The following is a 26853-nucleotide window of genomic DNA, read 5'->3' as shown; positions in this document are numbered from 1 at the left end:
AATTAGCATTTGCTTTGAAAAACAGGCTGAATATAGGGTATAATTTAAGGCTGTTGTTTTCACGCCGGGGCCATTTAATGGCAGCTGAACCGGTGGCTGAACAAAGCTTGAGGACAGGGAAATTATGCGATTGAACCGGCCATGGTGTCGGCAGCGCCCGCCCCGTCCGACAAAAAGATTTCAATTATCCTGCTCAGGTCAGGATAAGCGGCAGAAAAACAAGTCATCACCGACGCGCTGACTGTCATGGACAGTAATCAGCAAGCGTCATGACCTGCCGGTATGAAGCTTAAGACTGATGTAAGCCCCCGGGCATGCATCAGCAGGCAGCGGCACCACAGGACGGCCAAGTACCGCATCTGACAGCGCTCTGCCTCCAACGAATACCAAGTTCTCTAACAGGAAGTTTATTTCATGAAGATTGCACAAGAAATTCGTGCCGGCAATGTGATCATGCTCAACGGCAATCCAATGGTTGTTCAGAAGACCGAGTACAACAAGTCTGGCCGTAACGCCGCTGTTGTTAAGATGAAGCTGAAGAGCCTGCTGTCCGATGCCGGTACCGAGACCGTTTTCCGTGCTGATGACCGCATCGATGACGTTATTCTTGAGCGTAAGGACTGCACCTACTCCTACTTCAACGATCCTCTCTATGTATTCATGGACGAAGAGTACAACCAGTACGACGTTGAGAAGGACAACCTGGGCGACGTTTTAAACTACCTCGTAGACGGCATGGAAGATGTCTGCCAGGTAACTTTCTACAATGGCAAGGCCATTTCCGTAGAGCTGCCTATCTCCATCGTACGTGAGGTTGAGTACACCGAGCCAGCCGTACGTGGCGACACCTCCGGCAAGGTAACCAAGCCAGCCCGTCTGGCCGGCACCGGCTATGAGTTAAGCGTTCCTGAGTTCGTAAACATCGGCGACCGTATCGAAATCGATACCCGCACCAACGAGTTCAAGAAGCGCGTTTAATTTCAAGGGACTGACCGCTGTCATCTGACAGATAAGGTTTTTCCGGTACCCCTGACCTGCAAAGGCCAGGGGTATTTTTTTGCCTGCAAATCCCCGTAAGGCCCCCTTCACTCTCCCGCCCCATCCCAACGAAGCCATACCAGGGCAAGTCCCAGGCCAGGAACAGGCCAAGGCAAGCCCCAGGGACATGCTCCGGATCTGTCCGCCCGGGCATTTACCCACAAGGCCTTATCATCCATCTGAGCGGCCAGAGCATACTGCCAAAACCAGAGCACAATGCCAAAACCAGGGACACTAAAATACGCTCTGTAAAGCATTCTTACCGTGAGCTCAGCTGCAAAAGCAGCACAGCATCATTGTCATAGGCAGCGCCTGGGATTACATTAGAAGTCCCTGCATGCTTTAAAGCGCGGGGCGGATCCTTGGGGCTGAGCTCTCAGGGCCCACTTATGGCGCCGCCCAGGTTATGGCCGCGCCACAGGGATCTGCTGACACAATGAACAGATTTTGAGCACCGGCAAGACGTCCCGTCAGGCCGGTGCTCCTGCTGCATATTCAGGCCTTTGCCTTATCTTTGCCCCCCTCATGTATCCATCCGCCAGACACAGGGCGCGCATCCAGGATTTCACATGCTTGTGAGCACTTCCCTAAAAAGCTGATAAACAGGCCATTTTATGGCTTGTGGGATCGCTGTGGGAAAAGGCCGTTTACTTGTGGGTTGACTGTGGGATTCGTTTCACAGTGCTTTTTCCCCTGTTGGAAACTTCCTGTTTTCCCACAGGAATCCCACAGGAAAACCACAAGTGAAAATCCCATATCCATGCGCCTTTGAGGCACTAACCCACAGATTTTTGCTCTATAAAGATAAAAAGATCCATATACGTACATTCTATGTATATATAAGATCTTATAAGCGCAGCGCACAGCGCGCGCTCAAGCAACCAGGCTCCCAGGGTCACCCTCAACCATAAATCCAGGACCAGCGTCCACCTGGTATCACCAGGCAGACAAGGCACACCATGACATGGCATGAACCAGGACAAATTCCATCCAGGACTGACCAGGTACTTTTGCCGCCACTCCAATATCCAGACCAGCAACTCTGAGTTAGCAGCCTGCCCCTCCCATCCCAGTCTCCAGGTAAACCCGCCTGCTCGGTGATCCCCGGTTCACTGAAGATCACCGCTACCGGCTTACCAGGCTATCCCCATCTCCAGGACGCTCAGCAGTGCAGCTCAGTGATCAGCCACTCCACAGCTCAAGGCAGTTCCTCACACACCCCAAATCCTGCAGCCGATGCGAGGGCAGCTACCAGCGCTTAACAGCGCACTGGCCAGCAGATCCCCATCTCCAGGAGGATCGCCAATGACGCCTTAGCTCCCAACAGGCCGTTGCTGAGAGAACAGCTACCAGCGCTTAACAGCGCAGCGCACTGACCAGCTGATCCCCATCTCCAGGAGGATCGCCAGTGACGCCTTATCGAACAAACTGGCTGCTGCTGATATACCAGCTACCAGCGCTAAGCAGCGCACTGATCAGCAGATCCCCATTTCCAGATGGATCGCCAGTGATGCCTTAGCACCCAAACAGGCTACTGCTGATAGACCAGCTGCCAGCGCTTAACAGCGCAGCTCACTTAACGGCGGATCCACCATCTCCAGAATGATTACCAGAGACGCCTTATCGAACAAACTGGCTGCTGCTGATAGACCAGCAACCAGCGCTTAACAGCACAGAACACTGACTAGCTGATCCCCATCTCCAAGAGGATCGCCAATGACGCCATAGCACCCAAACAGGCTGCTGTTGATAGACCAGCTACCAGCGCTTAACAGCGCAGCTCACTTACCGGCCGATCTCCCATCTCCAGGAGGATCGCCAGTGACGCCTTAGCTCCCAACAGGCAACTCAGATCCGGCTATAAACGTTCAGCAGTGCAGCTCAGTGATCGGCCACTCCACATCTCAAGTCAGCTCATCAAATACCCTACATCCAAAATGCAGTCGTTGAGAAACCAGCTACCAGCGCTTAGCAGCACATGACTGCTGTCAGCTGATCCCTGTCTCCAGGAAGGTCACCGCTGCCCCATAAGCTTCAAACAGGCAGCTGTTGGGGGAATCGCTGCCTGTGCACCTGCTGCAAAACTTCACTTTACCGTCACAGCAGGGGCATCGGAGCTTTACAGCAGGCTTATGGATGGTCATTGTCTGTGGGTAGACTGTGCGTCGCCCCTCAAAAGCAAAATGCAGCTGCTGACGGTAAGGTGGGACAGCTGGCTGGCAGTTCACTGTGCATTTCATGGCTGCTCCCTTGCGACAGCAAGACACACTGTACTGTAAGCAATGAGCCGGTAAGCTCACCTGCAATGGAAGCTGTGTCCTGATTGCAAGACTCCAGGGGATTGAACGAAGCCGGGGAGTGCTGCTGCAATACATGATTTGAAAGTCGTGTTTAAGATGCACCTTATCTGTCAGACTGACAGTCTGGTGCAATATTCCAGAGAGGGCCTGGGGCGCGGGCGGGGCGGCTGCCAGAGGGTGGTTCTCAAAGAATGCAGGCTGGCCTCCTGGATTGCGCTGGAGACACTCAAGGCTGCCCAGGGCTGTCATTACCCTCTGAAAGTAAGCGTGCGCTCTGTGAGCATCCTGGAGGGCTCTTTTAAACCTGGCTGATCCGGCGCCCGCACCACACTGTTACCCTGGTGGGAAAATCAGCCCCTGGGGTACATCCGTGACAGGCTCTCAGCCAGCCTTGACCTCTCAGGGCACTGATGGTCCGTTGCTGTTGATGCTCTTTATGGGCAGTGGCAGTGAGTCTTCAGCTCTGTGGGAAAATCCGGACGATGGACTGGCAGTCATGCTAATGGGCTGGCAGTCATGCCCGGACATACCCGTAGCAAAGCGGACTTATGGATGGGGCTGTTTAAGGCCTGATGGCAAAGGTGCTGCTGACAGCTGATGTTCTGTTGCTGGATATGCAGGGCGGGCTTGTCATGGCATCACAGCTGGTGATTTTGGGCCCTGGCTGATATCTGGTACCGGCTGAGACGTGTGCTGACAGTATCTGCGCCTGTGGGGAAATCAGGCTGGCTACTGAGAGAGCTTATGGTTTCATTGCAGGGAGGCTATGTACTGGTGGCAGAGATGGGCTGATTTTCCCAAAAGCGGCAGGGAGCGGTGCTGCGTTTGCTGGCTGGCTGCGCTGGTGCTCTTTGAGTGGGCCGTCTGCCTGTGGGCAAATCTGAGGGGCCGGGCGTAGGGCTGATGGCCTGTGGGAAAATCAGGCTGTTAAGATGTCCGGGGGCCGGTACTGAGCTCCTGGGAAATCCAGGGGCTGTCCGGGGCCTGGGTCAAATGGAAATGCTTTGCAAAAACAGGATTTTTGTCACATTTTTGCAGTAAAATATCGCGCGCTCAGATTAGCTGTGCAGCATGTTTTCCCTGGGATTTAATGCTCAAAATGAGCCTCCTTCCGGCTGGGGATGCTGCAGGATCGCCAGGGCACTGCCGCACAATGCAGTGGCTGAGCCGGGAACCTGCCGGGGGCAGGTCGAGTTTTATCTCCGTACAGGTGAGGAAAAGCCATGTCATTAAGAGAGTTTGACGTAATCGTAGTGGGTGCCGGTCATGCCGGTATCGAGGCTGCCGGTGCGGCTGCCCGCATGGGTTGTAAAACCCTGCTGTTAACCCACAATCTGGAAACTGTCGGTGAGATGTCCTGTAATCCAGCCTTTGGCGGTATTGGCAAGGGTCATCTGCTGCGCGAAATCGATGCCATGGGTGGTATCTGTCCACAGGCCATTGATCGTGCCGGTATTCAGTTCCGAACCCTCAATTCCTCCAAGGGACCTGCTGTACGTGCTACCCGCGCTCAGACTGACCGTCACCTGTACAAAGAGGTGATGCGCAAGACCCTGGCCTCCTATCCAAATCTGACTCTTTTCCAGCAGCCTTGTACAAAACTGCTTTTTGATGGCGATACCCTCTGTGGTGTTGATACAGCAGCCGACATTAAGTTTTATGCCAGGGCTGTGATTATCTGTGCCGGTACCTTCCTCAATGGCCTGATTCACATAGGTCTTAACAATTATCAGGGCGGCCGTGCCGGTGATCCGGCCTCCATTGCTCTTGCTGAGAATCTTAAGGAGCTGGGACTAAGGCAGGGCCGTCTTAAGACCGGTACCCCGGCCCGTCTTATCAGCTCCACCATCGACTATTCAAAGATGCAGCGCCAGGAGCCTGAAAGCCCGCTGCCTGTGTTTTCATTTATCGATGACAACAGCGTTCTCCCTGAGCAGGTATGCTGCCATATCACCCACACCAATGAGCGCACCCATGAGATTATCCGTTCCGGTCTTGATCGCAGCCCGCTGTACTCAGGTGTAATTACCTCCACAGGTCCACGCTACTGCCCTTCCATTGAGGATAAGGTAGTACGCTATCCTGACCGTGCTGCCCACCAGATCTTTGTCGAGCCTGAGGGCCTGACCACCAGCCTGGTTTATCCAAACGGTATTTCCACCTCGCTGCCCTACGACATTCAGGAGCAGTTTATCCGCTCCATTGAGGGCTTTGAAAATGTGGTCATTGCCCGTCCTGGCTATGCCATTGAATATGATTTCTATGATCCTCGCGAGCTGTCAGTCACCATGCAGTCCAAGAAGATCAAAGGCCTGTTCCTGGCAGGTCAGATTAACGGTACTACCGGTTACGAGGAAGCAGCTGCTCAGGGCCTGCTGGCAGGTATTAACGCCGGTCTGTTTGTTCAGGGCCGTGATTCATGGTTCCCGTCACGCAATACAGCCTACATGGGCGTAATGATGGATGATCTTTGCACCCTTGGTACCAGGGAGCCATACCGCATGTTCACCTCACGAGCCGAGTACCGTCTCATTCTGCGTGAGGACAATGCTGATCTGCGTCTTACTCCGGCAGCCCGTGATCTGGGAATTATCAGCGATGAGCGCTACCGTATCTTTGAAGAGAAGCAGAACCAGATTGAAAAGGAAAAGGCCCGCCTGCGTGAGACCCTGGTAAAGCCAGGATCTGACATGGGTAAAAACATCAGCTCCATTCTCAACACTCCGCTTTCCAAGGAGCAGACCCTTGAGGAAATACTGCGCCGTCCAGAGTCCCGTTTAAGACCTCTTCTCGATGCTGCCGGTATGGATTTGATTGCCACCATGCCTCAGGCTGAAGAGCAGGTGGAGATTCAGGTGCGCTACCAGGGCTACATGGATCATGAGCTCGATGAGATCAAAAAGCGTGAGCTCAATGAAAAGACCCTGCTGCCAGCAGGCTTTGATTACCGATCAATATCTGCTCTGTCCAATGAGGTAGCTCAGAAGTTAAACGAGTTCCAGCCTGAAACCCTGGGCATGGCCTCCCGCATCTCAGGTGTTACTCCGGCCGCCATCTCCATTCTGATGGTCCACCTCAAGAAGCTCGGCCTGCTCAACCGCGTACCTCTGTCCGACCGTTAAGAGCACACAGCGGCCTGCTGCTTAAGGCAGAAGCCCGAGATCAGCTCTCAACGCAACCGGCTTAAAAAGGCGCCTTGTGAAGGAATTCATAAGGCGCTTTTTCATGGGCGCGGCCAGACTCACAGCTGCCATTGTGCAGGCATGGAATGACCCTTCGGCCATGGCAGCCCGGCTGGACAGGCCCTGGCCTGGACGTGCACTCAGCTGCAGGGACCGGTCTGCCGCCACATGGCTTGTGCCTGCTGCATCATGAAGAGCATGTGGAGCTGGCAATATGGACCCGGCTTATAAGGCAGCGGGCATGCAGGGCTGGAATCTCAGGCACTGTGGAAACAGGGGCAGACTGAGCCGGGGCGGGGCGGGCCGGGCGGAGCTGGCTGATAACCGGAGATGACCTGGAGGCGAACTGTCATTATGGAAAGCGAGGCGTTAAGCCGCTCGTGCGGGGATCAGAAAAGTGGCTGATTTTGCAAAATTTCGGCGAAAAAGCATGAAAAATCGAGTAAAAATGGGCTGAAATGAGCCGAAACGATGAAAAAACATGAAATCACAGCCTGTGGGAAAAGCGGGCAGGGCAGTCAGGCAGGCAGGTCGGGGATGGTGGCAGCCGGCGCGGATGTGCTGGTGCAAGGCCAGGCTGATTTTTCAAAATTTCGGCGAAAAAGCATGAAAAATCGAGCAAAAACGGGCTTAAATGAGCCGAAACGATGAAAAAACATGAAATCACAGCCTGTGGGAAAAGCGGGCTGGGCAGTCAGGCAGGTCGGGGCGGAGGCAGCCGGGGCGGCTGTGCGAGTTCGGGCTCTGTTGAGAACTTTTGATGGATGGTCTTAGAGCCGGTTTAAGGCGGGGTTTAGGAGAGGGTGAGGAGTGATGGCCGCCTGCTGGCATCTGTCTGTGCTGACGGATGCTGCAGGCGGACAGTATGATCAGGCAGCCTGGGGCAATAAGAGCGGGCGCCTGGTCATCATGTCCTGCAGGACAGTAAGGCGCTGCAGGACTGATGGGCGTGAAGCCGGAGCGTGTGCGCGCCTGCGCAGGCGCGTGTCGTGCCGGCTCAATTGCCTGAACCAGCCCGCAGGCTGGGCGGCAGCCGGACAGAGTTAGTAGTTGCGACGCTCTCTGGTGCCGCTCTCACCGGTATAAGGATTTACATTACCTTCGGTTGACCAGTTGTTGTTGTAGCTGCTGTCAGGTGCGGAGCGGTAATGGCCTCTTACCTCGGTGCCGTCAGAGCGGGTGTAACCATTGACCCAGACATCCCTGGCAAATGCAGAGCCGGCAAAAGCGGCAGCCGCTGCAGCAGTAATGACCATTGATAAAACGAGCTTTTTCATAAAAACCTCAGGCAGATTGTTATTAAGGTTGCGTGCATTATAGTCCCGGCACCATACCCGTTCAACAAATCTGTCATACATCCGAAAATGCATGGCCTCAGACTGGGACATCTGCTGACAGGAACCGTCCGTAACAGCCTGTGGGAAATTTCATGACTAAGCACGAAGTGATGTGATGAGACAGTGAGGGCAGGAAGCAGGGACGGGCAGCAGTTACAGGGGCGGCTGCTGATACTCCAAGCGGCCGTGGCGGCGTGCAGGATCACTGCAGTTGTCTGAGGCACAGGACTGAACGCGGGCGCTGCTGAGGTTAAGGCGGCGGGGAAAGCGGCGGAGGCGCCGCTGCCGGCGCGCCGGTGACGGCGCGGTGGTGGGGCGTCGTCAGGAGGGCGAAAAAAAGATGGTGCTGGGGGCTGTGGCCTCCGGCACCATCTTCAGTTGTCCGGCTCAGGTGGGAGCCGGACGAGTCAGTTTGAAGAGAGCTTGCTTTTATTCCCTGTTAAGGCTCATGAACTTGCGATTGAAGTAGAGCAGGGCATTATGTGGTCTGACAACGATATTCTTAAGCTCAACAAAGTAGAGGTTATGTGTGCCCAGTTCGTCCTGCTTGCAGATCACACCTTCAAGTGACGATATGGCGCCTGTATTGACCGGCTGAGACAGAGAACCTTCTTCCCAACTTGGATCCTGAAAACGCTCTTCCATGGTAGAGCCTTTCATGCCGGCGAAGTGGGCGGCCACTTCATCCTGACCCTCGGCAAGAACGTTGACACACATTGTGCCGTTACCCTGGAATACCTGGTTCATCTCGCTCTTTTTGTTAACAGCAACCAGTACGGTAGGAGGGGTATCAGTAATGGACATTACTGCTGTAGCGGTAATACCGCACTTGCCTGCCTCACCATTGGTGGTTACCACGTTAACGGCAGCAGCCAGATTGGCCATGGAATCTCTAAAGGAAAGGCGCATTGCCTCTACGTCGTCAGACATGTTCACCTCTTCTTAAACTAATTCTTCTAACTTAACGAGATCGTCGTTGTTGTGGTAGATAGGAGTCTTCCATCCCTTGCGATCGTAATCGCTCAGGCAGCGGTCAACCAGGTCAGTCATCTCCTTCATTGCGCCGGAGGCCTTGGCCTGACGTAAGCACTGCATGCGGATTTCGTCCTGAGAGCCGGTGTAGTTGATCTCATACAGCTCGTGACGGCCGCCGAACTCGGAGCCGATAGCATCCCACATGAGCTTGAGGATCTTGATGCGCTCCTCGAAGTCCATACCGTTGGAGCCACGTACGTACTTGGCCAGGTACTTCTCAATCTCAGGATTGTTCATATCGCGGATTGAGGATGGCAGGTAGACCAGACCGGAGGTCAGATTGCGCTCAACAATGTTCTTGATCTTGGCGTAGGCCATTGGAGCCATTACACGGTAGGTCATGATGGACTTGGTGTCAGGCATCCATGCACCACCGCGCCACTCTTCAGCCTCAGCCCACATGGCATCGGTCAGAGCCCAGAACATGTGACGCCAGGTAACTACTTCACCAAGGTCAGCCTGTACACCACGGAACTCACTTACGCCGGTGCACTCAAGGGACTTCTGTAATAAACCGGCCAGGAAGTCGAGCTTTACGGCAAAGCGTACGCAGGCCTGGAATGGGAACAGACGGGCAAAGCCACCCTGCATGGTCCAGTTACGGGCGCGCTCGAAGTCCTTGTAAATTAAGACGTTCTCCCATGGGATGAATACATTGTCCAGAACCAGAATGGCGTCGTTCTCGTCAAATCGGGAGGACAGAGGGTAGTCAAATGGGGAACCGGTAACACCGGCTACGAGCTCATAGGAGGCACGGGAAATCAGCTTGACGCCTTGAGCATCCATTGGAGCTACGAACATCAGGGCGAAGTCAGGGTCATCACCCATAACCTGGGCAGAACCGAAGCCGATGAAGTTGTAGTGGGTCAGAGCGGAGTTGGTGGCAACTACCTTGGCGCCGGATACTACGATGCCGGAATCTCTTTCCTCAACCAGCTTGATGTAGACGTCCTTAACCTCGTTAACTGGCTTGTGACGGTCAATTGGTGGATTAACGATGGCATGGTTGAAGTAAAGTACGCTCTCCTGAATGCGCTTGTACCAGGTACGGGCGTTCTGCTCGAAGCGGCCGTAGAACTCAGGATAAGCACCTAAAACGTTACAGAAAGCGGCCTTGTAGTCAGGGGTACGGCCCATCCAGCCATAAGAGAGGCGGGACCAGTCAGCGATAGCATCACGCTGTGCCTTTAATTCATCGCGGCTGCGGGCATAGCGGAAGAACTTGTGGGTGTAACCGCCAGAACCGGTGTCGGTGTCCCAGCACAGCTTGTCCTTGTACTCAGGATCGTGGAGTGCGTCATAAATCTTGCCAATGGAGGCGGCAGAGTTTCTGAAGGCCGGGTGGGTGGTTACGTCTTCTACGCGCTTGCCGTAAGCATAAATCTCACGACCATCCTGGAAAGACTGGAATAACTCCTTGCTGTTGAATGGGCGCTTTTTATCTTGGCGATAATCATCGTAAAGCATCGATCAGGTCCTCTCAGATGTTGTTGATGTTGGGAACTCAATGACTTCATTTTAGGTATTGAGCGCTGTCTTTTTAATTAACATTTGGACTGGAAAATGGTACTTTTCGGCTGAAGTTTCTTGTATCCCAGTAAGGTTGTGAAATTTCAATCCCAGGTCACAAAAAGGAACATTGATCGTGATAAAAGATCCGCAAATTGACCCATATGGCATGCTTATTGTTGATAGGTATCGCTCTGTTGATAAACAGTATCACCTCGCTGACATCAACCGTCATCAAAAAATGTGACTGGGTCCGAAAAATGGCCTGTATACCGGGTGCTTTATGTCACTTTTGAGTCTGTCCAGGCTTAAAACCTGCCCTGATTCCCCTTTTTTTTCACCTCCCTGCAGCTGCTTTTTCACCATGCATCAGCCAGCCTTTCCAGGCTGAATACAGCCGTGACGCACAGCCAGGGGCAGTAGCAGCCTGAAAGGGCTGTTTCAGTACCAAAAAGTCACTGGGATCCTGAATTCTCTATAGCCAAACAGCATGTATAAGCCAATTTTATGGGCATATTTGGCTGCATGCGGCATAAAAAGGTGTTTTCTGCCCTGAAGTTCCAGGTTTATGGATGTAAAAACACAAAATGGTACTTTTAGTTGAAATATCGGGTCTTTTGGAGAGTGTGGCCCATGAAGCCCCTTACGTGCATGCTTTTTAGCGCCAGGCTGAGTGCCTGGTAGCACTCAGGTGACGCTGTGCTTTATGGGCACAGACCTTGTGAAATGACAGGATGAGTAACTGTGCTCCGGCCCAGGGGCGGGCGCCGCCAGACAGAGGTTCATGCTGTGCCCTGGGCAGCTGCTCAATGGCGGCTCAATGGATGCAATTGCCTGCAGTCGGCATCCTGCTGCCGGACGCCGGTCAGAGGCATCCTGCCGCCGGATGTCGGCCGGAGGTATCCTGCAACCGGACGCCGGTCGGAGGTATCCTGCTGCCGGATGCCGGCCGGTGCCGACAGTATGCAGTCTGAATAAGATGTCAGGGCTGTGGCTGGACTGTGGTTATATAAGGATGGCTGTGCGAGCTGATAGAGTATGGCAAGTCTCGGTATGGAGGAGATTCTTGTCGCAGCATGGAGGAGATGCTTACGGTATGCACGGATGCGGGCAGGTTTGTGAGCCTGCCAGGGGGCGGGCGGGATTGAGGTGGTGGGAAAAATTAAGGGCAGCCATAGGCTGCCCTTAATTATAAGTGTACTGGAGTACGCCGCCGCTGCTTCTGAGCGCAGGCGCGGCTGCGCCTGAGCAGGTAGCGTGGTGATTACACTGTAGTGATATGGTGAATATCCTGGTAGATGTGCTGCATGTTCTTGCTGCGCTTGCGCCACTGTGATGGTGTCTGGCCTACACAGCGCACAAAGAAGCGGGCAAAGTATGAAGGATCAGTAAAGCCAAGATCTGCTGCAATCTGGTTGATGCTGCGATCTGAGTAGACCAGACGGCGCTTGGCCTCAAGCAGGACACGCTCGAAAATCATGCGCTTAGGAGGAAGCGATGAGAAGCGGCGGCACATGTCCTTGAGCTTGGAGTCGGTAATGGACAGCAGGCGGGCATAGTCAGGAACTGACAGCTGCTTGTGGTAGTTGGCCTCGATAAGCTTGATAAAGTTCTGGAAAATGGTGAGATCGCCATTGACCATGGGAGCTACGGTAAGGCTGTCCTTGAACTCGCGCTTGCACAGAATATAGGAGAACAGGGACTGTACCAGGTGGGACAGTACCAGATCCTGATCAGTGTCCACATTCTCAATGGAGCTCTGAATAATACGGAAGAAGCGGTCAATATTCTTCTTAATCTCGCTGTTTTCGGCAAAGGAGAGGAAGACAGCCTTGTTAAGAATGATATTAGGGTTTGAGTGGTACAGCTTCTCAATAATAGGGGTAATCAGACTCTCTCTTACTGTAAGCACGTGACCGGTGGTCTCATTGGTGGTGAAGAATGAGTGCGGCGCAGACGGTGGAGTAAGAATGAGCAGTGGCACCTTGGGAGTAAGGTTCACCGAGTCGTCAAGGTTGAGGTTAATGTAGCCAAAGTCAATGTAATGGAGCTGGAAATAGCCCTCGTGACGGTGAGGCTCCATAAAGCGGCCGTAGAAGGACGCCATATGCGAAAAGGAGCGGTAGCTCACGTCATTTAACTTGCCGAAAGTTAAATTATCCTTTGCTACATCGATATTTCTAATTGCCATCTTCTAACCAACAATTTTTCAATATCTAAACAGTAAGACAATCCATTTAACAAAGAGCCATACCATAAGGTACGCTCTTGACCAGGCAGTCGGAAAAACAGCTGATTTTTCAGGCATGGTATTTTCCGTCACTTTCACTTACCTGGTATGACTGGTATGGCAGTGCTGTATTTTCATGACCGGTATTGAGTCATACACGGCCTGATTATCAGGGTTGTTAAGCAGGGTTCTGCTTTTTCAGCCCTCTGTCAGCTGCAGTCTATCAGTCATGTCTGGTATTTATGATAGGACAAATGTCCAGGTCTAAGTAAGGACCTGCGTCACAGGCACAACAGACCAATATGATAATCATGCTCAATTATGAGCAAAATGCATGCTTTAGCCCTTTATTCAGGCGCACTGTTGAGTGCCTTCCCAGGGGACAGATGCTCAAAAATTGGTAAAACAGCCATTTTGTGCCGTGCTGGTGCATAAAAGGCACTGATATTTATCAGCAGGAGGCTAAATCACCATGGAGGTGGCAGATGCTGCTGTCGGTGCTGCTGGCTGACTGTTGCGCTCGGCTGTCAAGGCTGAATGGGGACAGGGTGTCCGGGCGAACGTATGCTGTGGAATGATGGGCTGAAAAATGATACACCGGAGGCCGTGAACGGCGCTCCGGTGTATCAGAAAGCATTTGATCAGCTGATTGCCGGGCTGATGGCTCTGGTCTGTTGCTGCGGGCCCGGGCCGTGGCTCAGGCATGAGATCTGGCCTGGGCTGGGGGCCTGGCTTGGGACCTGGCCGGAGACCTGCTGCCGCTTCATGCCTGATGCAGGCTGCAGGTCTCCGGTCTGACCACAGGTGACAGGTGGGCGCCATCACATCCCTGAAGCTTGCTGTTATGGAGTTGCTCTTGGACGTGATCTGCCCATTGGGATGAAGATCAGGAGGATAGAGCCAATTACCAGCAGGACAGATACGTAGATGAGACCTGACTCAAAAGAACCTGTCTTGTCGTACAGAACACCAATAACCAGAGGGCCGATACCTGAGCCTATGTTACCAACAGAGTTGATAACGGCGATGGCTACGGCGCGGGCGCTGTCTGAAATACACTGATCAGGAGTGGTCCAGAACAGTACCATGGCGGTGAAAGAACCGGCTGTTGCGATGATAATACCAATGTACTGCATGTTGGCTGAGGCCATCACAGCACACATTACCCATCCGGACATGGCTATGATGTATGGCAGTATGGTATGAACCTTACGTTCCTGCATCCTGTCTGAGCTGCGTCCCCAGATGAGCATCAGACCAATGGTAACAAGGTGCGGAATACCGGCCAGAATACCGATGATGGCATTTGATGTGTCAGGACCTGCTACGCTCTTGATGATCTGTGGAGTCCATACGTTGGATGCGGACAGTGAGTTACACAGACAGAAGTAGGAGATGGTATACAGGATAACAGGCATGGTGAAAACGCCCTTCCACTTGCTCTCATGCTGCAGGGCAACATAAGACTTGTGGCCTTCAGGCTGGACAAGGGTAAGCTTGTCCTTTTCAATCATGTCCTTAAGAGTCTCTTTTTCCTTGTCGGTAAGCCAGGTAGCCTTGTCAGGAGAATCAACAAGATAGATCCATACGAAGACACCGAGGATTACAGCAGGGAATCCCTCAAGCAGGAACAGCCACTGCCAGCCTGTTAAGCCCCAGATACCATCCATCTGCAGGAGGTAACCGGATACTGCCGAGCCGATGGCGGCAGTAAATGGCATGGCTACGATGAACAGTGCATTGGCGCGGGCGCGGAAGAATGAAGGGAACCAGTAGGTCAGGTACAGAAGAATACCTGGAAGGAAGCCTGCTTCGGTAATACCTACGAGCATACGGATGATGTACAGGGAGGTTGGTCCCTGGGCAAACATGGTTGCTGTCGATGCAAAGCCCCATGCCACCATGATGATGGCAATCCATTTGCGGGCGCCAATGATGGACAGAATAACGTTGGACGGAATGCCACCGATAAGATAGGTGACATAGAACAGCGTCATCGCAATACCGAAGGCGGTAGCATCAATACCGATATCCTCTCCCATGGTCAGGGCAGCAAAGCCGATGTTGATTCGGTCGAGGAATGAGAAAACGAAGAGAATGAAGAGGAAGAGGATCAGACGGGTAAACAGTTTCTTTATAACCGCCTGTTGCTCTGGTGTATAATTCTCGTGTTGTTGTGCAGGGTTGGTCGCTTGGGCGCTCATAATGCACACGCTCCTAAATAAAAGTTGATTCAAGCATGCCCTTACTGCTGTGGTCATTTTGCAGTATGGACAATGGTGCTTTGACTGAACTTGCCAGGAACCCGGATATCCTTAAAGTCCGACATAAACTGTGGTCAATTTTTTGTTTATGTCTGAGGCTGTAAAGGTCCGGGTTTTTTTTTGCCCGAAATTCACCCGGAAAGTACTGCAGGGCAGGTCAGGCCCTCAGGTGCATCAGGCCGGTCAAAGCTCTGATGCACTCACAAGGCTGCCACAGGGCGCCTTATGAGACTTCAGTCCTTACGGGCTGGTCAGACCCTCAGGGCTGTGGCCAGCCTTGCAGGGCTGACCGGGTGAAGGAGGTAAATACCTGCTCCAAAATCCAGTGACAGGGTCATCCGCCACTGCCGGGGCCAGGCTCTGGTCAGGAGCCCTGTCCCCATGTACAGGGATATTAAGTTCAGCAGTTATGTCTGTCTGATTAATAGACTGAGTTGCTGTCCTTTTTGACTTCAGTATTGCGGTACTTTGCCAGCAGGGACTTTGCAGCATTGGAGAGCATGGTAGTGTCAACACCTACGGCTACAAACAGAGCTCCCAGTTCCATGTAATGTCTGGCCATCTGTTCGTTGGCCATCAGGATACCAGGTGCCTTGCCGGCAGCCTTGATCTTGGCAATACACTGCTCGATGGTTTTTACCACCTCCTCGTTATTGGGATTGCCCATGTAACCCATGTCTGCAGAGAGATCGGCAGGTCCGATAAAGACACCGTCAACACCCTCAACTGACAGAATCTCATCGAGGTTTCTTACAGCCTCCATGGTCTCGACCTGTACCAGAACACAGATCTCCTCATTGGCGTGATGCAGATAACCTTCAACATTATTCCAGCGGGAAGCACGGGCAAGTGCAGCGCCAACACCGCGAATACCCTCAGGAGGATAACGGGTGGCTCGTACGGCCTTAATTGCCTCTTCCTTATTCTGAATCATCGGAATCAGGAAAGACTGGGCACCAATATCCAGGTACATCTTGAGCAGCACAGGATCATTGAAATTAGGGCGTACTACAGGAGCACTTGGATATGGTGCGATAGCCTGAAGCTGAGGCAGAACGGAGCGCACGTCATTAGGGGCGTGCTCACCGTCGATGAGCAGGAAGTCATAGCCTGCACATGCCATAAGCTCGGCAGTATAGGAGTTTGCCAGACCCAGCCACATGCCAATCTGCAGCTGACCGTTCTTTAAGCTGGCCTTGAACTTATTTTTGATTAATTCCATGTCTCACCTAGCCGAAGTAGCACTTTACTGAACCCATGTTGCCGTAATCTACAAAGAAGGTGTCACCCTTCTTGGCAGGGATAGGAATGGTGAAAGAGCCTGACAGGATGATTTCACCTGCCTTGAGGGTCTCACCATATGGGTGAAGCTTGTTGGCCAGCCAGGCTACACCGTTAGCCGGATGGTTAAGTACTGCTGCAGCGACACCGGACTCCTCAATGGAGCCGTTGCGGTAAAGCAGGGCGCTTACCCAGCGCAGGTCAAGCTCGTCCACCTTGACGATACGGCCGCCGGTAATTACGCCGGCATTGGCAGCATTGTCAGAGATGGTGTCGAAGACCTTGCGGGTACGACCGGTCACAGGGTCGGTATTTGGGCAGCGAGCATCTATAAGTTCAAGGGCAGGCTGCACATACTCAGTTGCCTTGTAGACATCGTAAATAGTGCAGTTCGGGCCGCTTAAATCCTTGCCCAGAATGAATGCCAGCTCAACCTCGATACGAGGAACAATGAAGCGATCGACAGGAATGGTATCGCCATCATTGAAGAGCATGTCATCAAGCAGGGCGCCATAGTCAGGTTCGGTAATGTTGGAACTTCTCTGCATGGCCCTGGAAGTCAGACCAATCTTGTGACCAATGATCCTGCGGCCCTCTTCCTCGGTCTTGATCCTCACCCACTCGCGCTGAATGCTGTACGCATCCTGGATATCCATATCAGGACAGGTAGCAGAAATCTGCGGAATCTGTACACAGGTCTTTTCAGCCTGATTCAGATCCTGGGCAATTTTCCTGATTTGAGCTGTGTCCAGCATAAAAACTCCTACTTGTTTACTGATCCAAGGCAGATGTATTTGACCTCGAGGTATTCATCAAGGCCATAGGCTGAACCCTCACGGCCCAGACCGGACTGCTTGATGCCACCAAAAGGTGCTACCTCGTTGGAGATAAGGCCGGTATTTACGCCTACCATGCCGGCTTCGAGAGCCTCATAGACGCGGACGATACGGCCCATATCTCTTGAATAGAAATAGGAAGCCAGACCAAACTCGGTGTCATTTGCCAGAGCCACAGCCTCGCTTTCATCCTTGAACTTGAATAATGGAGCCAGAGGGCCGAAGGTCTCCTCGGAGAATACCTTCATGTGCTTCTCAACGCCGGTGATGACAGTTGGCTTGAAGAAGAGCTTGCCCTTCTCGTGACCGGTGCCGCCTACCAGAACGACTGCACCGTTATCCTGTGCATCCTTAACGTGCTCACTGACCTTGCTTACGGCCATGGCGTTGATAAGAGGACCCTGCTGCACACCTTCCTCATGCCAGGCTCCTACCTTGAGAGCACCTACGCGCTCAGCAAGCTTTCTGGCAAATTCTTCGTACACACCTTCCTGAACAAAGATACGGTTGGCGCATACACAGGTCTGGCCAGAGTTGCGGTACTTTGCTACCAGAAGACCCTCAACAGCATCGTCCAGATCAGCGTCATCAAATACGATGAATGGAGCATTGCCACCAAGTTCAAGGGAGAGCTTCTTGACGGTGTCAGCGCACTGCTGCATGAGGATCTTGCCTACACGGGTAGAACCGGTAAAGGTGAGCTTCTTGATGACTGGGCTCTCACACAGGGCCTTGCCTACGCCTGCAGCATCCTTGCTTGGAACGATGTTGAAGACGCCGGCAGGAACACCGGCCTCACGGGCCAGGTATGCCAGTGCCAGAGCTGATAAAGGAGTTTCATCGGCAGGCTTTAAGACTACGGTACAGCCGGCAGCCAGAGCAGGACCAACCTTACGGGTGATCATGGCATTAGGGAAATTCCATGGAGTAATGGCAGCAACAACGCCAATTGGCTGCTTGATGGTGCTCATACGGATGGAAGAAACTGGAGCCTGCATGGTAAGGCCATTGATGCGCTTGCCTTCCTCTGCAAACCACTCGATAAAGGAGGCGCCGTAGGCAATTTCGCCCATGGCTTCAGCCTTGCCCTTACCCTGCTCGATGGAAAGGATGATGCCCAGGTCTTCCTGGTGCTTCATGATGAGATCAAACCAGCGACGCAAGATGATGCTTCTTTCTTTGGCAGTAGTCCTTGACCAGGTGGTGAAGGCCTTCTGAGCACACTCGATGGCGGTATGGGTATCAGCAACAGTCATATCTGATACACGTGAGATGACCTCACCGGTGGAAGGATCCAGAACGTCGAACTCAGCCCCGCTGCTGGAGTTGACGAATTCACCGTTAATAAAACCCCTGGTCTGAAGTAAAGAGGCGTCTTTTAAATGCTCTTGCATATAATCTCCTGATTAATTTGTTTGCTTTTCGTCGGGGGTATCTCTTCGAATCATGAACTGATGAATAAAAGAGATAAAAGCAAGTATTAACATTATTAATGTCATTGCAAACGGGGTGTCGTCCTGCAGGATTGACACAAGATATGAGGCCAGACATCCCAGAGCGAACTGTGAAGATACCGCCAGAGAGGTTGCACTTCCCGCCATTTCGCCCCTTTGACTGAGCAGCAGGGACAGTGAGTTTGCGCCCAGAGCATTGGTCATGGATATGAAAAGAACTATGCAGACGACAATTGTGGTCAGGTTACTTTCGTTGAAAATGAACAGCAAAATGCCAGAAATAAGCTGAAATGAGGTCTGAAACAGAATAATTTTTCTTAATTTGTACTTTTTGAGCAGTTTCATGTTCAAAACGAGCATGGCAATCATGCCCAGAACATTGAGCAGGAACAGATATCCGTAGTACTGCTCGGGTACTTTGAAATACTCTATATAAACAAAAGGAGAGCCTGCAATAAAGGCGAACATGGCGCCAAAAGAGAAAGCAAAGACACCGATAATGCCCATATCTGATGGCGATTTGATCAGGGTTATGTAGTTTTTAAACGATGTCAGGATAATGCCCTTGTCGTCCTCGGTCTCCCTGAGGGTCTCCGGCAGCACAAAGATGATGATGCAGAAGGCCAGCAGTCCGATTATCGTCAGCGTAATGAAAATGGCTCTCCATGAGGCAAAGTAAAGTACGTAACCACCTATGATTGGTGCTGCCAGCGGCGCAACCATGGTTACCAGAGTCATAAGCGACATGACCCGCGGCAATGTCTTCGGGTGGTAACAGTCCCGGGCAATGGCGCGCGCCATAACGATTGCTGCTGCCGATCCAAAAGCCTGCGTAAAGCGCAGGAACACAAATAATTCAGCGTTGGGTGCGAAAGCCAGGGTAAATGATGAACATACGAAAATCATAAGTCCGGCTATCAGCAGTTTGCGGCGACCAATCACATCGGAGATTGGGCCGTAGATAAGCATGGCTATACAGAAGCCAAAGAAGAAAGCAGAGAGTGAATGCTGCATCTGAGCCTGGCTGGCACCGAGATCTTTGGCAATAGCCGGAAGAGCCGGCAGATACATGTCAATTGACATGGGACCAAAAGCTACCAGTGAGCCCAGCAAAGGAATAAAGAATTTATGTGGATCTCCTTCAAATGGTTTTGGCATGATTTCACTTTCCTGTAATGCTGTTAATAACTGTCCAATACGTACATAAAGCAGGGCCTGCCCGTATGCATGCAGCAAGGCCCGGCCCGTGCCCTGTGGCACGGTGCTCTGGCTCTGGCACCTGTCCATGACATGTGCCAGACGGGCAAATGCCCTTTATCAGGATTTCTTTAAGAAAGCATGTACGTTGTTTTTCTTAAAGTTTAGTACAGGATCAAGCTCTTCCATGGTGAAAGACAGTGCCAGCAGCCGCTTTTCCTGAAGTTCGGCAAAGTGCCCGGTAATGAGATCAAAGATCATCTGACCGGCCTGCTTGCGGGTCTCCAGATCACGACCGGCTCCGATTTTCAGAGTCATATGAACAAAGGCATAGTCGTGGGCTCCGTCAGCCATCTGCCAGGTATCCAGCCAGATGGCTCTGGAGCGGATACCTCCTAAAGGAAAGACACCTGTGTCAGCCATTGCCTTGTTGACCTTGGCAAAGAGCTCAGGAAGACGGGCTTCCTCTTTGATGTTATCTGTACATTCAGCGATAAAGTGCGGCATAAAGTCCTCTGTTAACCTACTCGATCCCTGAGGTATTCAGGGATTGGGAACTCGGCCACAATCTGGCCGGTGCCGGAGCTTGGGAAGAGATCGCATAAAATCTCCACCTTCTCTGAGTATCTGTCCCAGCCAAGCATGCCCAGCAGCATTACTGTGTCGTGCATAGCACCTTCACCCTGGCAGTGAACTGCATACTCAGGAATCATTGCGCAGAACTCCTTAAAGCGGCCTTCTTTCCACATCTCGACCACCTTCTCGTCAACATGCCTGTTGAACTCGTTGGTGAATGCATCCATGCCCTCTTCGGCACGGTGATCAGGAATGAAGTAGTGAGACAGGGATCCTGAGGCAATAACACCCACAGTACCGTCATACTTCTCAATGGCGCTGATGATGGCCTCACCGATCTTTCTGGAGTCAGCATGCTCATGGGAGGTCAGGAAAGCAGCAATGGAAACTACCTTGAACTCGTAACCGCCCATTTTCATGTAGCGCATTGGAACCAGGGTGGCGTACTCGAGCTCAAGAGAGTCAATCTTGTGGCCCATGGCTCGCACGCCCAGTTTCTTTGCCTCTTCAGCGATCATCATGCCAAGCTCAGGGTTTCCGGTGTGCTCAAACTCCATATCGTGAATGAAGTGAGGCAGCTCGTTGGAGGTATAGGTGCCCTTGAAGTGTGCACCACAGTTGATGTGGTAGGCGGAGTTAACCAGCCAGTGGGTGTCGAACACGATTACAGTATCGACGCCTTTTTCCTTCATGCGGCGGCCCATCTCCTGCAGAGCATCGATGGCAGCCTGGCGGCAGCCGTGGTGCTTGCCTGGGAGCTCTGATAAGTAAAGTGATGGTACGTGTGTAGCTTTAACTGCGTAAGCAAGTTTGCCCATAGATCAAATCCTCTTTTTGTATGAGCCTGAAAACTCTTATACACCCCAGCGTGGGATAGGGTGATCGCCAAAGGAGATACATACGTTCTTAACTTCGGCAAATACCTCAAAGCTGTACTCACCTCCCTCGCGGCCAACACCGGAGGCTTTGATGCCACCGAATGGCTGACGCAGGTCGCGAACATTCTGAGTATTGACGAATACCATGCCGGCTTCGATCTTTGAGGAGATACGCAGAATCTTGGAAATATCCTGAGTCCATACATAGGAGGCCAGACCGTATTCGACGTCGTTGGCAAGGCGCAGACCCTCTTCCTCGTCCTCAAATGGGATGAGGCAGACTACAGGGCCAAAGATTTCTTCCTGAGCAATGCGCATGTTGTTGTTAACATCGGCAAAGACAGTAGGGCGGATGAAGTTGCCATTCTTCAGATGCTCTGGAACATCAGGACGCTCCAGACCACCGGCGAGCAGAGTTGCACCCTCTTCCATACCGATCTTGATGTAGCCGGTTACCTTGTCGTAGTGCTGCCTGGAGATCATGCAGCCTACCTGGGTGTTGAAGTCGGCAGGGTCGCCTACGATAAGACGCCTGGCGCGTTCGGCAAACTTCTGGACGAAGTCAGCGTAGATGCTCTTCTGAATAAAGATACGCGAACCTGCGGTGCAGCGCTCACCATTGATGGAGAAGATGGTGAACAGGGCTGCGTCCATGGCGCGCTCAATGTCAGCATCCTCGAAAATGAGCACAGGAGACTTGCCGCCCAGCTCCATGGAGTACTTCTTGATGCCGGCGTTCTGCATGATGGCGCGGCCGGTTTTGGTGCCGCCGGTGAAGGAAACAGCGCGGACATCCTTGTGACGTACCAGAGCGTCACCGGCAGTGGCGCCGTAGCCCTGAACGATATTGAATACACCCTTTGGAATGCCGGCTTCATTTACCAGCTGACCCAGGAAATCAGCAGTCAGAGGAGAGAGCTCGGACATTTTGAGAACAGCAGTGTTACCCAGAGCAAGACATGGAGCGGTCTTCCAGGTGCCGGTCATGAAAGGTACGTTCCATGGGGAAACAAGGGCACATACACCAACTGGCTGAAGCAGGGTGTAGTTCATCATCTTGTTGTCCACAGGATAGGTACGGCCGTTCATCTGCTGACAGACTTCGGCAAAGAACTCGAAGTTGTGGGAGGCACGTGGAATTAAGACATTACGGGTCTGGTGAATTGGCAGACCGGTGTCCATGGTCTCCAGTTCAGCAATTTTGTCGACGTTCTGGTCAATGAGCTCACCGAGCTTGCGCATCAGGCGGGCACGCTCTTTCATTGGGGTGGCGGCCCACTTTGGGAAAGCTTCCCTGGCAGCAGCTACGGCAGCATCAACTTCTCTGGCACCGCCGGAGGCAACCTCGGCAATAACCTCACCGGTAGCCGGATTGATGTCATCAAAGTACTCGTCGGAGGTTACGTTCTGTCCGTTAATCCAGTGATTTACTTTCATCATTATTGAAAGGTCTCCTCATATTGCTTCTGGGTAATTATGGTGTTGGCAAGGCGGCCTACGCCTTCGACCTCTACTTCAACAAAGTCGCCATGCTTGACGTCTGACAGGCCCTTTGGTGTGCCGGTGGCAATCATGTCACCCTCGTTTAAGGTCATGAAGGCTGACAGGTAGGAGATAAGGAAAGGAATGGAGAAAATGATGTCCTTTGTGGTTCCTTCCTGACGCAGCTCACCGTTTACGTAGGTGCGGACAGTGAGGTTGTGCGGATCGGCAACATCGTCACGATCGACAATCCATGGACCTGTAGGGGTGCAGGTATCACGGCACTTCACACGCAGGTTAGGGCGGTAGTAATTCTCCAGGTAGTCACGGATAGCGTAGTCGTTACATACTGTGTAACCGCCTACATAATCCATGGCCTCAGCTTCAGAGACGTTACGGCACTTCTTTCCAATGACCACAACCAGTTCGCACTCGTAGTGCATGTAATCAACATTGTCAGGACGTACGGTAACGCCCTTGTGTCCGGTAAGGGTGTTGTTGCCCTTTAAGAAGATTAATGGCTCCTCAGGTGGCTTGAAATCGAGCTCAGCAGCATGGTCAGCGTAGTTCAGACCAAGAGCGAACATGGTGCCCTGACATGGAGGCAGGAATTTGACCTCATCGCTTTTGAGATCGATCTTTTCCTGGCTCCTGTCATCGGTGAGCACTTCGCTGTCATCGATGTAGCCCTGGTATACGGAACCCTTATATAAAACCTTAGCCTTTCTCATGACTGCTCCTTACTTTGCAAAGGTGACCAGAGTTTCAAAACCCTGAGCCTTGATTTCAACTTTGTCGCCGCTCTTGATAGCAACGCGCTTCTGAGGGGTGCCCATGAGCACCATGTCGCCCACCTCAAGGGTGGCAAAGTCGGTAAGGGCCTCGAGAATCTGTCCTGCATTGCGGATAAAACCGCTGGTGTTGTAGCAGTCAACCTTCTCGCCATTGATCCAGGTTTCAATGTCGATGCTGGCAACGCAGACTTTGGCAACTGAACCTACAGGGCAGGAGTTGTCCTGGCACTTGGCCTTGATGGCAGGACGGTAGAAAGACTCTTCTGCAAGGGAAATTTCGTTGGCAAGCGCGAAGCCTTCGATATATTCGCAGGCGTCCTCTGCCTTGATTCTGGAAGCTTTCTTGCCAATGACGATGGCAAAGGTGCCGCCGGAGTAGTACTGCTCTGCAGGATCGAGAACAATCTCTCCGTTATTTACGTTGTGGGTATTGCGTGGCTTGATAAACCATACGGCCTTCTTAGGCAGCTCCTTGTATGGAGGCTCAAGAAAAGCATCATGCCAATGATCCATCTGGCTCTGGTGGTTCAATGCAATGGCAAATACATTTGGAGACATCTGGTTCAAGACCTCATGTTAAGAAAATTGATTGTTTTAAATTAATTTACCGATCCTGTACGCCCGGATATGTGACATAAGCCCCACAAAATCCAATTTCCAGGCAGCATTTTTTTAGTGATTTTTTCGATAATGTTTTGCAGATAACCGATAAAAAGATGTGAATATTAAACAAGCTTAACAAAGCCACAAAGCACGTGGCAGCGCCATCGACGTACCTGACACCCCCAGCCTGGATCCAGGCTTGAGGTAAAAACTTTTACACATGGCAAAAACTTTTGTCCGTCAAGTTGATAAAAAAATCTTAATTGAATATCAGTGCCATAAGATCCAAAAGTGCAATTTTTCAGATAAAAGGTACCATCACTGGCACTTTAGGGGTGTAAACCGGTACTTTTTGAGGAGTAGTCAGAACCCGTCTGCTCATGGCCTGTACAGCTGCTCAACAGGCCCCGTCACCTCCCCGCAAACAGGCGCATTTTCGGCATAAATATGACGTTTTGGCCAACAAACAGCAGTGCCTCATGTCACTGTTGACCCTCCCGGATTCATACAGCGAAAAATTCATGGACATGTATACACAGCCTGCTCTGCACAGATCTTCTCAAAATGGGCAAATTCCACCGAAAAGTACCATTTTGTTAAACAACCAGGGAGTGTGCTCACGGCTTTTAGAATGCCCGGGCCTCATGTTGTTAAAGAAAAACTTTGTGTCAAAACCATAAGCAGAGCATCACGGAGCGCAAAAGATGACCGCTCTCCTCGAAAAAGGCGCAATATATCAGCGCCCGCTCATACACTTGTATGGAAGTAATTATGTCCATAAGAACATCCTGTCCGGCATGATCCGGATCACTTTCCGCTAACATGGATCCAAGCTCAACACCCCTCTAAAACCCCGTCACTACGCCATTTGCGCCCAATAAAATTTCCGCTTCGTGCAAATCACACCGAAATCGGCCCCATTAACCGCCCTGCTCATGTCCAGTCTGCCTGTCCCCCGGTGACATACCAGTGCAGCGTGTTACCAGGAGCATCCCTGGCTGCAAATCCAAATGCGGCTTACCCGTACTGCGTGTTTCCAAGCGGACTCTTTCCAGGAGCATCCCTGGCTGCAAATCCAAATGCGGCTTCCCCGTACTGCGTGTTCCCCGGCGGCATCTTTCAGGGAGCATCCCTGGCTGCAAATTCAAATGCGGCTTACCCATACTGCGTGTTCCCCAGCTGCATCTTTCCAGTGGCATCACAGCCTGCAAGATCCAATAAGTCATACGCCTGGCTGCAGGATACGCAGCGCTCGCCCTCTGTCCTGAGCTATAACAACATATAAAAGCCGGGACATGGCCTCAGGGACAGCCCCTGACATCCCTTATTGTTATCTGCCCCGAATCGCAACAGATCATTCTGCTGCATCAAAAGCAGCAGCGCTCAATGCGGCTTCAGGTTCGCCAGCGAGTCACTGCAATACCAGTGTCAGGCTGTCAGGCTGTCAGCCGGCATCAACAATATATAGACGTACTGACACGTTCCGATCTGCTGACAGCATAAACATCATGAGCAGGCACTTGGGTTTTTGGGGAGAGTCGGTATCAGGGATTGAGTCAGCCATGGGCTGACACGGGCGGCAGTTTGATGGTCAGGTGCGTGGTATTGCCTGCCATTGCCAGTCATTGCCTGCAAGCAGGTATGGCCGTGCTTAGGAGGACCTGCCTGTCTTATGGCATGCACCAGGGGCGATATTAGGGGGAGCGTGGCTAACTGCTGGCAGGAGAGCTTTTGCTGCGGAAGTGCGCTGGCTGCAGCAATGTGGGCTGTGAGTGCAGCATGGTGGGCTTTGACGCAGCCTGGCGCGTCAGGTGGGTGTAGGGTTGGCTGTTTTCCTAGGAAAATATCACTGTGGCTGTTATGATCAGGGGTTTGGAATCAGCTCTGATATTGCCCCTGTAATTAGCAGTTTAGAGCCTGAGCAGTGATGACAATGCTCTGCAGGTCTGCTTATTGGTACAGGGCACTGGCATTTTTGATGCTCTTAATGTTCTTAATGCAGCTGAGCGTCAGTTTTTACTGCCAGGTATTTTTCTCCCAGGACATATGGGCCTGAGGCCTCAGTCAGATCTGATATCCAGGACCCCTGTTAGGGACCATTATCCCTGACCAGGTGGTTCGACATTTTTTTGATTTTGAGTTCATCATCAGGATTTTCTATGGCCAAGAAAGCTGCCCCTTTTTCCTTTGATCAGTGCAGGGAGCGTCTGACCGGACTTTTTGCTCAGACCTCACTTGAGATCAGTGAGGCTCAGATTGAGCAGCTGACCATTCTTCTGGAAATGCTCAATACCTGGAACGCCGCTCTCAATCTCACTGCCATCAAGGATGTGGATCAGATGGCCATTCTGCATATTCTCGACAGCGCCGCAGTCTGTCCTGTAGTCAGATCAGTTGAGGGCGTGAAGAGCGTAGCCGATGTTGGTACAGGTGCAGGCTTCCCAGGACTGGTGCTGGCCATTATGAATCCTGATCTGAACTTTACTCTCATCGATTCAGTGGGCAAGAAGCTTTCCTTTGTCCGTCAGGTGGTCACAAGGCTTAAGCTTGCCAATGTCGAGCTTATCAACAAGCGCTGTGAAGAGATTGAGCATGAGCCTTTTGACGTTATCGTCAGCCGTGCCTTTGCTCCTCTGGAGCGTATGATTTCATGGTGTCTGCCCCTGCTGGACAGGTCAGGCCGTATGGTAGCCATGAAAGCCAACCTCGAAGACAGTGAAATTCAGGATGTTCCTGAAACTGTTAAAATAGAAAGGATCGAAGAACTCAAAGTTCCTGAGCTTGACGCCCGCCGTCAGGCGGTAGTTCTAAGTCACGCCTGATCGGACTTCTTCCTCTGCCTGACCGGATAATCCCC

The 26853-nt window shown here is 52.1% G+C and carries 18 protein-coding genes; 4 read left to right on the top strand and 14 right to left on the bottom strand.

Features of this window, described 5'->3' with window-relative positions; all coding sequences use genetic code 11:
* The first annotated feature begins 414 nt into the window (after positions 1-414).
* From efp to MXE41_RS01205, 3 genes are all read left to right on the top strand, one after another.
* Entirely contained in the window at positions 415-978 is a 564-nt protein-coding gene (efp, locus tag MXE41_RS01215; protein ID WP_246977082.1) for an elongation factor P, read from the top strand.
* A gap of 3583 nt (positions 979-4561) precedes the next feature.
* Entirely contained in the window at positions 4562-6460 is a 1899-nt protein-coding gene (mnmG, locus tag MXE41_RS01210; RefSeq protein WP_247099069.1) for a tRNA uridine-5-carboxymethylaminomethyl(34) synthesis enzyme MnmG, read from the top strand.
* A gap of 531 nt (positions 6461-6991) precedes the next feature.
* A complete protein-coding gene (locus MXE41_RS01205; protein ID WP_247099068.1) occupies positions 6992-7171 on the top strand; it encodes a hypothetical protein in 180 nt (59 codons plus the stop codon).
* A 392-nt stretch (positions 7172-7563) separates the two neighbouring features.
* Here the strand turns inward: MXE41_RS01205 and MXE41_RS01200 are convergent, their stop codons facing one another.
* The 14 genes from MXE41_RS01200 to MXE41_RS01135 form a co-directional block, all read right to left on the bottom strand.
* Positions 7564-7797, bottom strand: coding sequence for a hypothetical protein (locus MXE41_RS01200; RefSeq protein WP_247099067.1), 234 nt, complete (start codon positions 7795-7797; stop codon positions 7564-7566).
* A gap of 489 nt (positions 7798-8286) precedes the next feature.
* A complete protein-coding gene (gene hpaC / locus MXE41_RS01195) occupies positions 8287-8787 on the bottom strand; it encodes a 4-hydroxyphenylacetate 3-monooxygenase, reductase component (RefSeq protein WP_247099066.1) in 501 nt (166 codons plus the stop codon).
* Between the two features lie 12 nt (positions 8788-8799).
* Complete coding sequence (gene hpaB / locus MXE41_RS01190; protein WP_247099065.1) at positions 8800-10359, bottom strand: 4-hydroxyphenylacetate 3-monooxygenase, oxygenase component; 1560 nt, start codon at positions 10357-10359, stop codon at positions 8800-8802.
* 1306 nt (positions 10360-11665) lie between these two features.
* A complete protein-coding gene (gene hpaA, locus MXE41_RS01185) occupies positions 11666-12592 on the bottom strand; it encodes a 4-hydroxyphenylacetate catabolism regulatory protein HpaA (protein WP_247099064.1) in 927 nt (308 codons plus the stop codon).
* Positions 12593-13473: 881 nt separating this feature from the next.
* Positions 13474-14835 (bottom strand): 4-hydroxyphenylacetate permease, encoded by a 1362-nt coding sequence (hpaX, locus tag MXE41_RS01180; protein ID WP_247099063.1) that lies wholly within the window; start codon positions 14833-14835, stop codon positions 13474-13476.
* 481 nt (positions 14836-15316) lie between these two features.
* Positions 15317-16117, bottom strand: coding sequence for a 4-hydroxy-2-oxoheptanedioate aldolase (gene hpaI, locus MXE41_RS01175; protein ID WP_247099062.1), 801 nt, complete (start codon positions 16115-16117; stop codon positions 15317-15319).
* 7 nt (positions 16118-16124) lie between these two features.
* Positions 16125-16931, bottom strand: a complete 807-nt coding sequence (gene hpaH / locus MXE41_RS01170; RefSeq protein ID WP_247099061.1) for a 2-oxo-hept-4-ene-1,7-dioate hydratase — start codon at positions 16929-16931, stop codon at positions 16125-16127.
* 8 nt (positions 16932-16939) lie between these two features.
* Complete coding sequence (locus tag MXE41_RS01165) at positions 16940-18406, bottom strand: NAD-dependent succinate-semialdehyde dehydrogenase (protein WP_246977070.1); 1467 nt, start codon at positions 18404-18406, stop codon at positions 16940-16942.
* Between the two features lie 12 nt (positions 18407-18418).
* Entirely contained in the window at positions 18419-19624 is a 1206-nt protein-coding gene (locus MXE41_RS01160; protein WP_247073748.1) for a Bcr/CflA family multidrug efflux MFS transporter, read from the bottom strand.
* A gap of 159 nt (positions 19625-19783) precedes the next feature.
* Positions 19784-20170 (bottom strand): 5-carboxymethyl-2-hydroxymuconate Delta-isomerase, encoded by a 387-nt coding sequence (locus tag MXE41_RS01155; protein WP_246977066.1) that lies wholly within the window; start codon positions 20168-20170, stop codon positions 19784-19786.
* A gap of 11 nt (positions 20171-20181) precedes the next feature.
* Positions 20182-21057: a 3,4-dihydroxyphenylacetate 2,3-dioxygenase gene (gene hpaD, locus MXE41_RS01150; protein ID WP_247099060.1), complete on the bottom strand. Its 876-nt coding sequence runs from the start codon at positions 21055-21057 to the stop codon at positions 20182-20184.
* Positions 21058-21093: 36 nt separating this feature from the next.
* Positions 21094-22557, bottom strand: coding sequence for a 5-carboxymethyl-2-hydroxymuconate semialdehyde dehydrogenase (gene hpaE / locus MXE41_RS01145; protein ID WP_246977062.1), 1464 nt, complete (start codon positions 22555-22557; stop codon positions 21094-21096).
* A complete protein-coding gene (locus tag MXE41_RS01140; protein WP_246977060.1) occupies positions 22557-23330 on the bottom strand; it encodes a fumarylacetoacetate hydrolase family protein in 774 nt (257 codons plus the stop codon). Before MXE41_RS01140 ends, hpaE begins: the two co-directional genes overlap by 1 nt.
* A 9-nt stretch (positions 23331-23339) precedes the next feature.
* Complete coding sequence (locus MXE41_RS01135; RefSeq protein ID WP_246977058.1) at positions 23340-23951, bottom strand: fumarylacetoacetate hydrolase family protein; 612 nt, start codon at positions 23949-23951, stop codon at positions 23340-23342.
* 2204 nt (positions 23952-26155) lie between these two features.
* Between MXE41_RS01135 and rsmG the strand changes: the two genes are divergently transcribed.
* Complete coding sequence (gene rsmG, locus MXE41_RS01130; protein ID WP_246977056.1) at positions 26156-26818, top strand: 16S rRNA (guanine(527)-N(7))-methyltransferase RsmG; 663 nt, start codon at positions 26156-26158, stop codon at positions 26816-26818.
* Positions 26819-26853 lie beyond the last annotated feature (35 nt).

The sequence above is a fragment of the Anaerobiospirillum sp. NML120449 genome, assembly GCF_023051105.1.
GTDB lineage: Bacteria > Pseudomonadota > Gammaproteobacteria > Enterobacterales > Succinivibrionaceae > Anaerobiospirillum.
This window is presented reverse-complemented; position numbering and strand designations above follow the sequence as displayed.

Coding starts and splice junctions, on each gene's coding strand:
- efp (WP_246977082.1), top strand. CDS start 415: ATGAAGATTGCACAAGAAATTCGTGCCGGCAATGTGATCATGCTCAAC.
- mnmG (WP_247099069.1), top strand. CDS start 4,562: ATGTCATTAAGAGAGTTTGACGTAATCGTAGTGGGTGCCGGTCATGCC.
- MXE41_RS01205 (WP_247099068.1), top strand. CDS start 6,992: ATGAAAAAACATGAAATCACAGCCTGTGGGAAAAGCGGGCAGGGCAGT.
- MXE41_RS01200 (WP_247099067.1), bottom strand. CDS start 7,797: ATGAAAAAGCTCGTTTTATCAATGGTCATTACTGCTGCAGCGGCTGCC.
- hpaC (WP_247099066.1), bottom strand. CDS start 8,787: ATGTCTGACGACGTAGAGGCAATGCGCCTTTCCTTTAGAGATTCCATG.
- hpaB (WP_247099065.1), bottom strand. CDS start 10,359: ATGCTTTACGATGATTATCGCCAAGATAAAAAGCGCCCATTCAACAGC.
- hpaA (WP_247099064.1), bottom strand. CDS start 12,592: ATGGCAATTAGAAATATCGATGTAGCAAAGGATAATTTAACTTTCGGC.
- hpaX (WP_247099063.1), bottom strand. CDS start 14,835: ATGAGCGCCCAAGCGACCAACCCTGCACAACAACACGAGAATTATACA.
- hpaI (WP_247099062.1), bottom strand. CDS start 16,117: ATGGAATTAATCAAAAATAAGTTCAAGGCCAGCTTAAAGAACGGTCAG.
- hpaH (WP_247099061.1), bottom strand. CDS start 16,931: ATGCTGGACACAGCTCAAATCAGGAAAATTGCCCAGGATCTGAATCAG.
- MXE41_RS01165 (WP_246977070.1), bottom strand. CDS start 18,406: ATGCAAGAGCATTTAAAAGACGCCTCTTTACTTCAGACCAGGGGTTTT.
- MXE41_RS01160 (WP_247073748.1), bottom strand. CDS start 19,624: ATGCCAAAACCATTTGAAGGAGATCCACATAAATTCTTTATTCCTTTG.
- MXE41_RS01155 (WP_246977066.1), bottom strand. CDS start 20,170: ATGCCGCACTTTATCGCTGAATGTACAGATAACATCAAAGAGGAAGCC.
- hpaD (WP_247099060.1), bottom strand. CDS start 21,057: ATGGGCAAACTTGCTTACGCAGTTAAAGCTACACACGTACCATCACTT.
- hpaE (WP_246977062.1), bottom strand. CDS start 22,557: ATGATGAAAGTAAATCACTGGATTAACGGACAGAACGTAACCTCCGAC.
- MXE41_RS01140 (WP_246977060.1), bottom strand. CDS start 23,330: ATGAGAAAGGCTAAGGTTTTATATAAGGGTTCCGTATACCAGGGCTAC.
- MXE41_RS01135 (WP_246977058.1), bottom strand. CDS start 23,951: ATGTCTCCAAATGTATTTGCCATTGCATTGAACCACCAGAGCCAGATG.
- rsmG (WP_246977056.1), top strand. CDS start 26,156: ATGGCCAAGAAAGCTGCCCCTTTTTCCTTTGATCAGTGCAGGGAGCGT.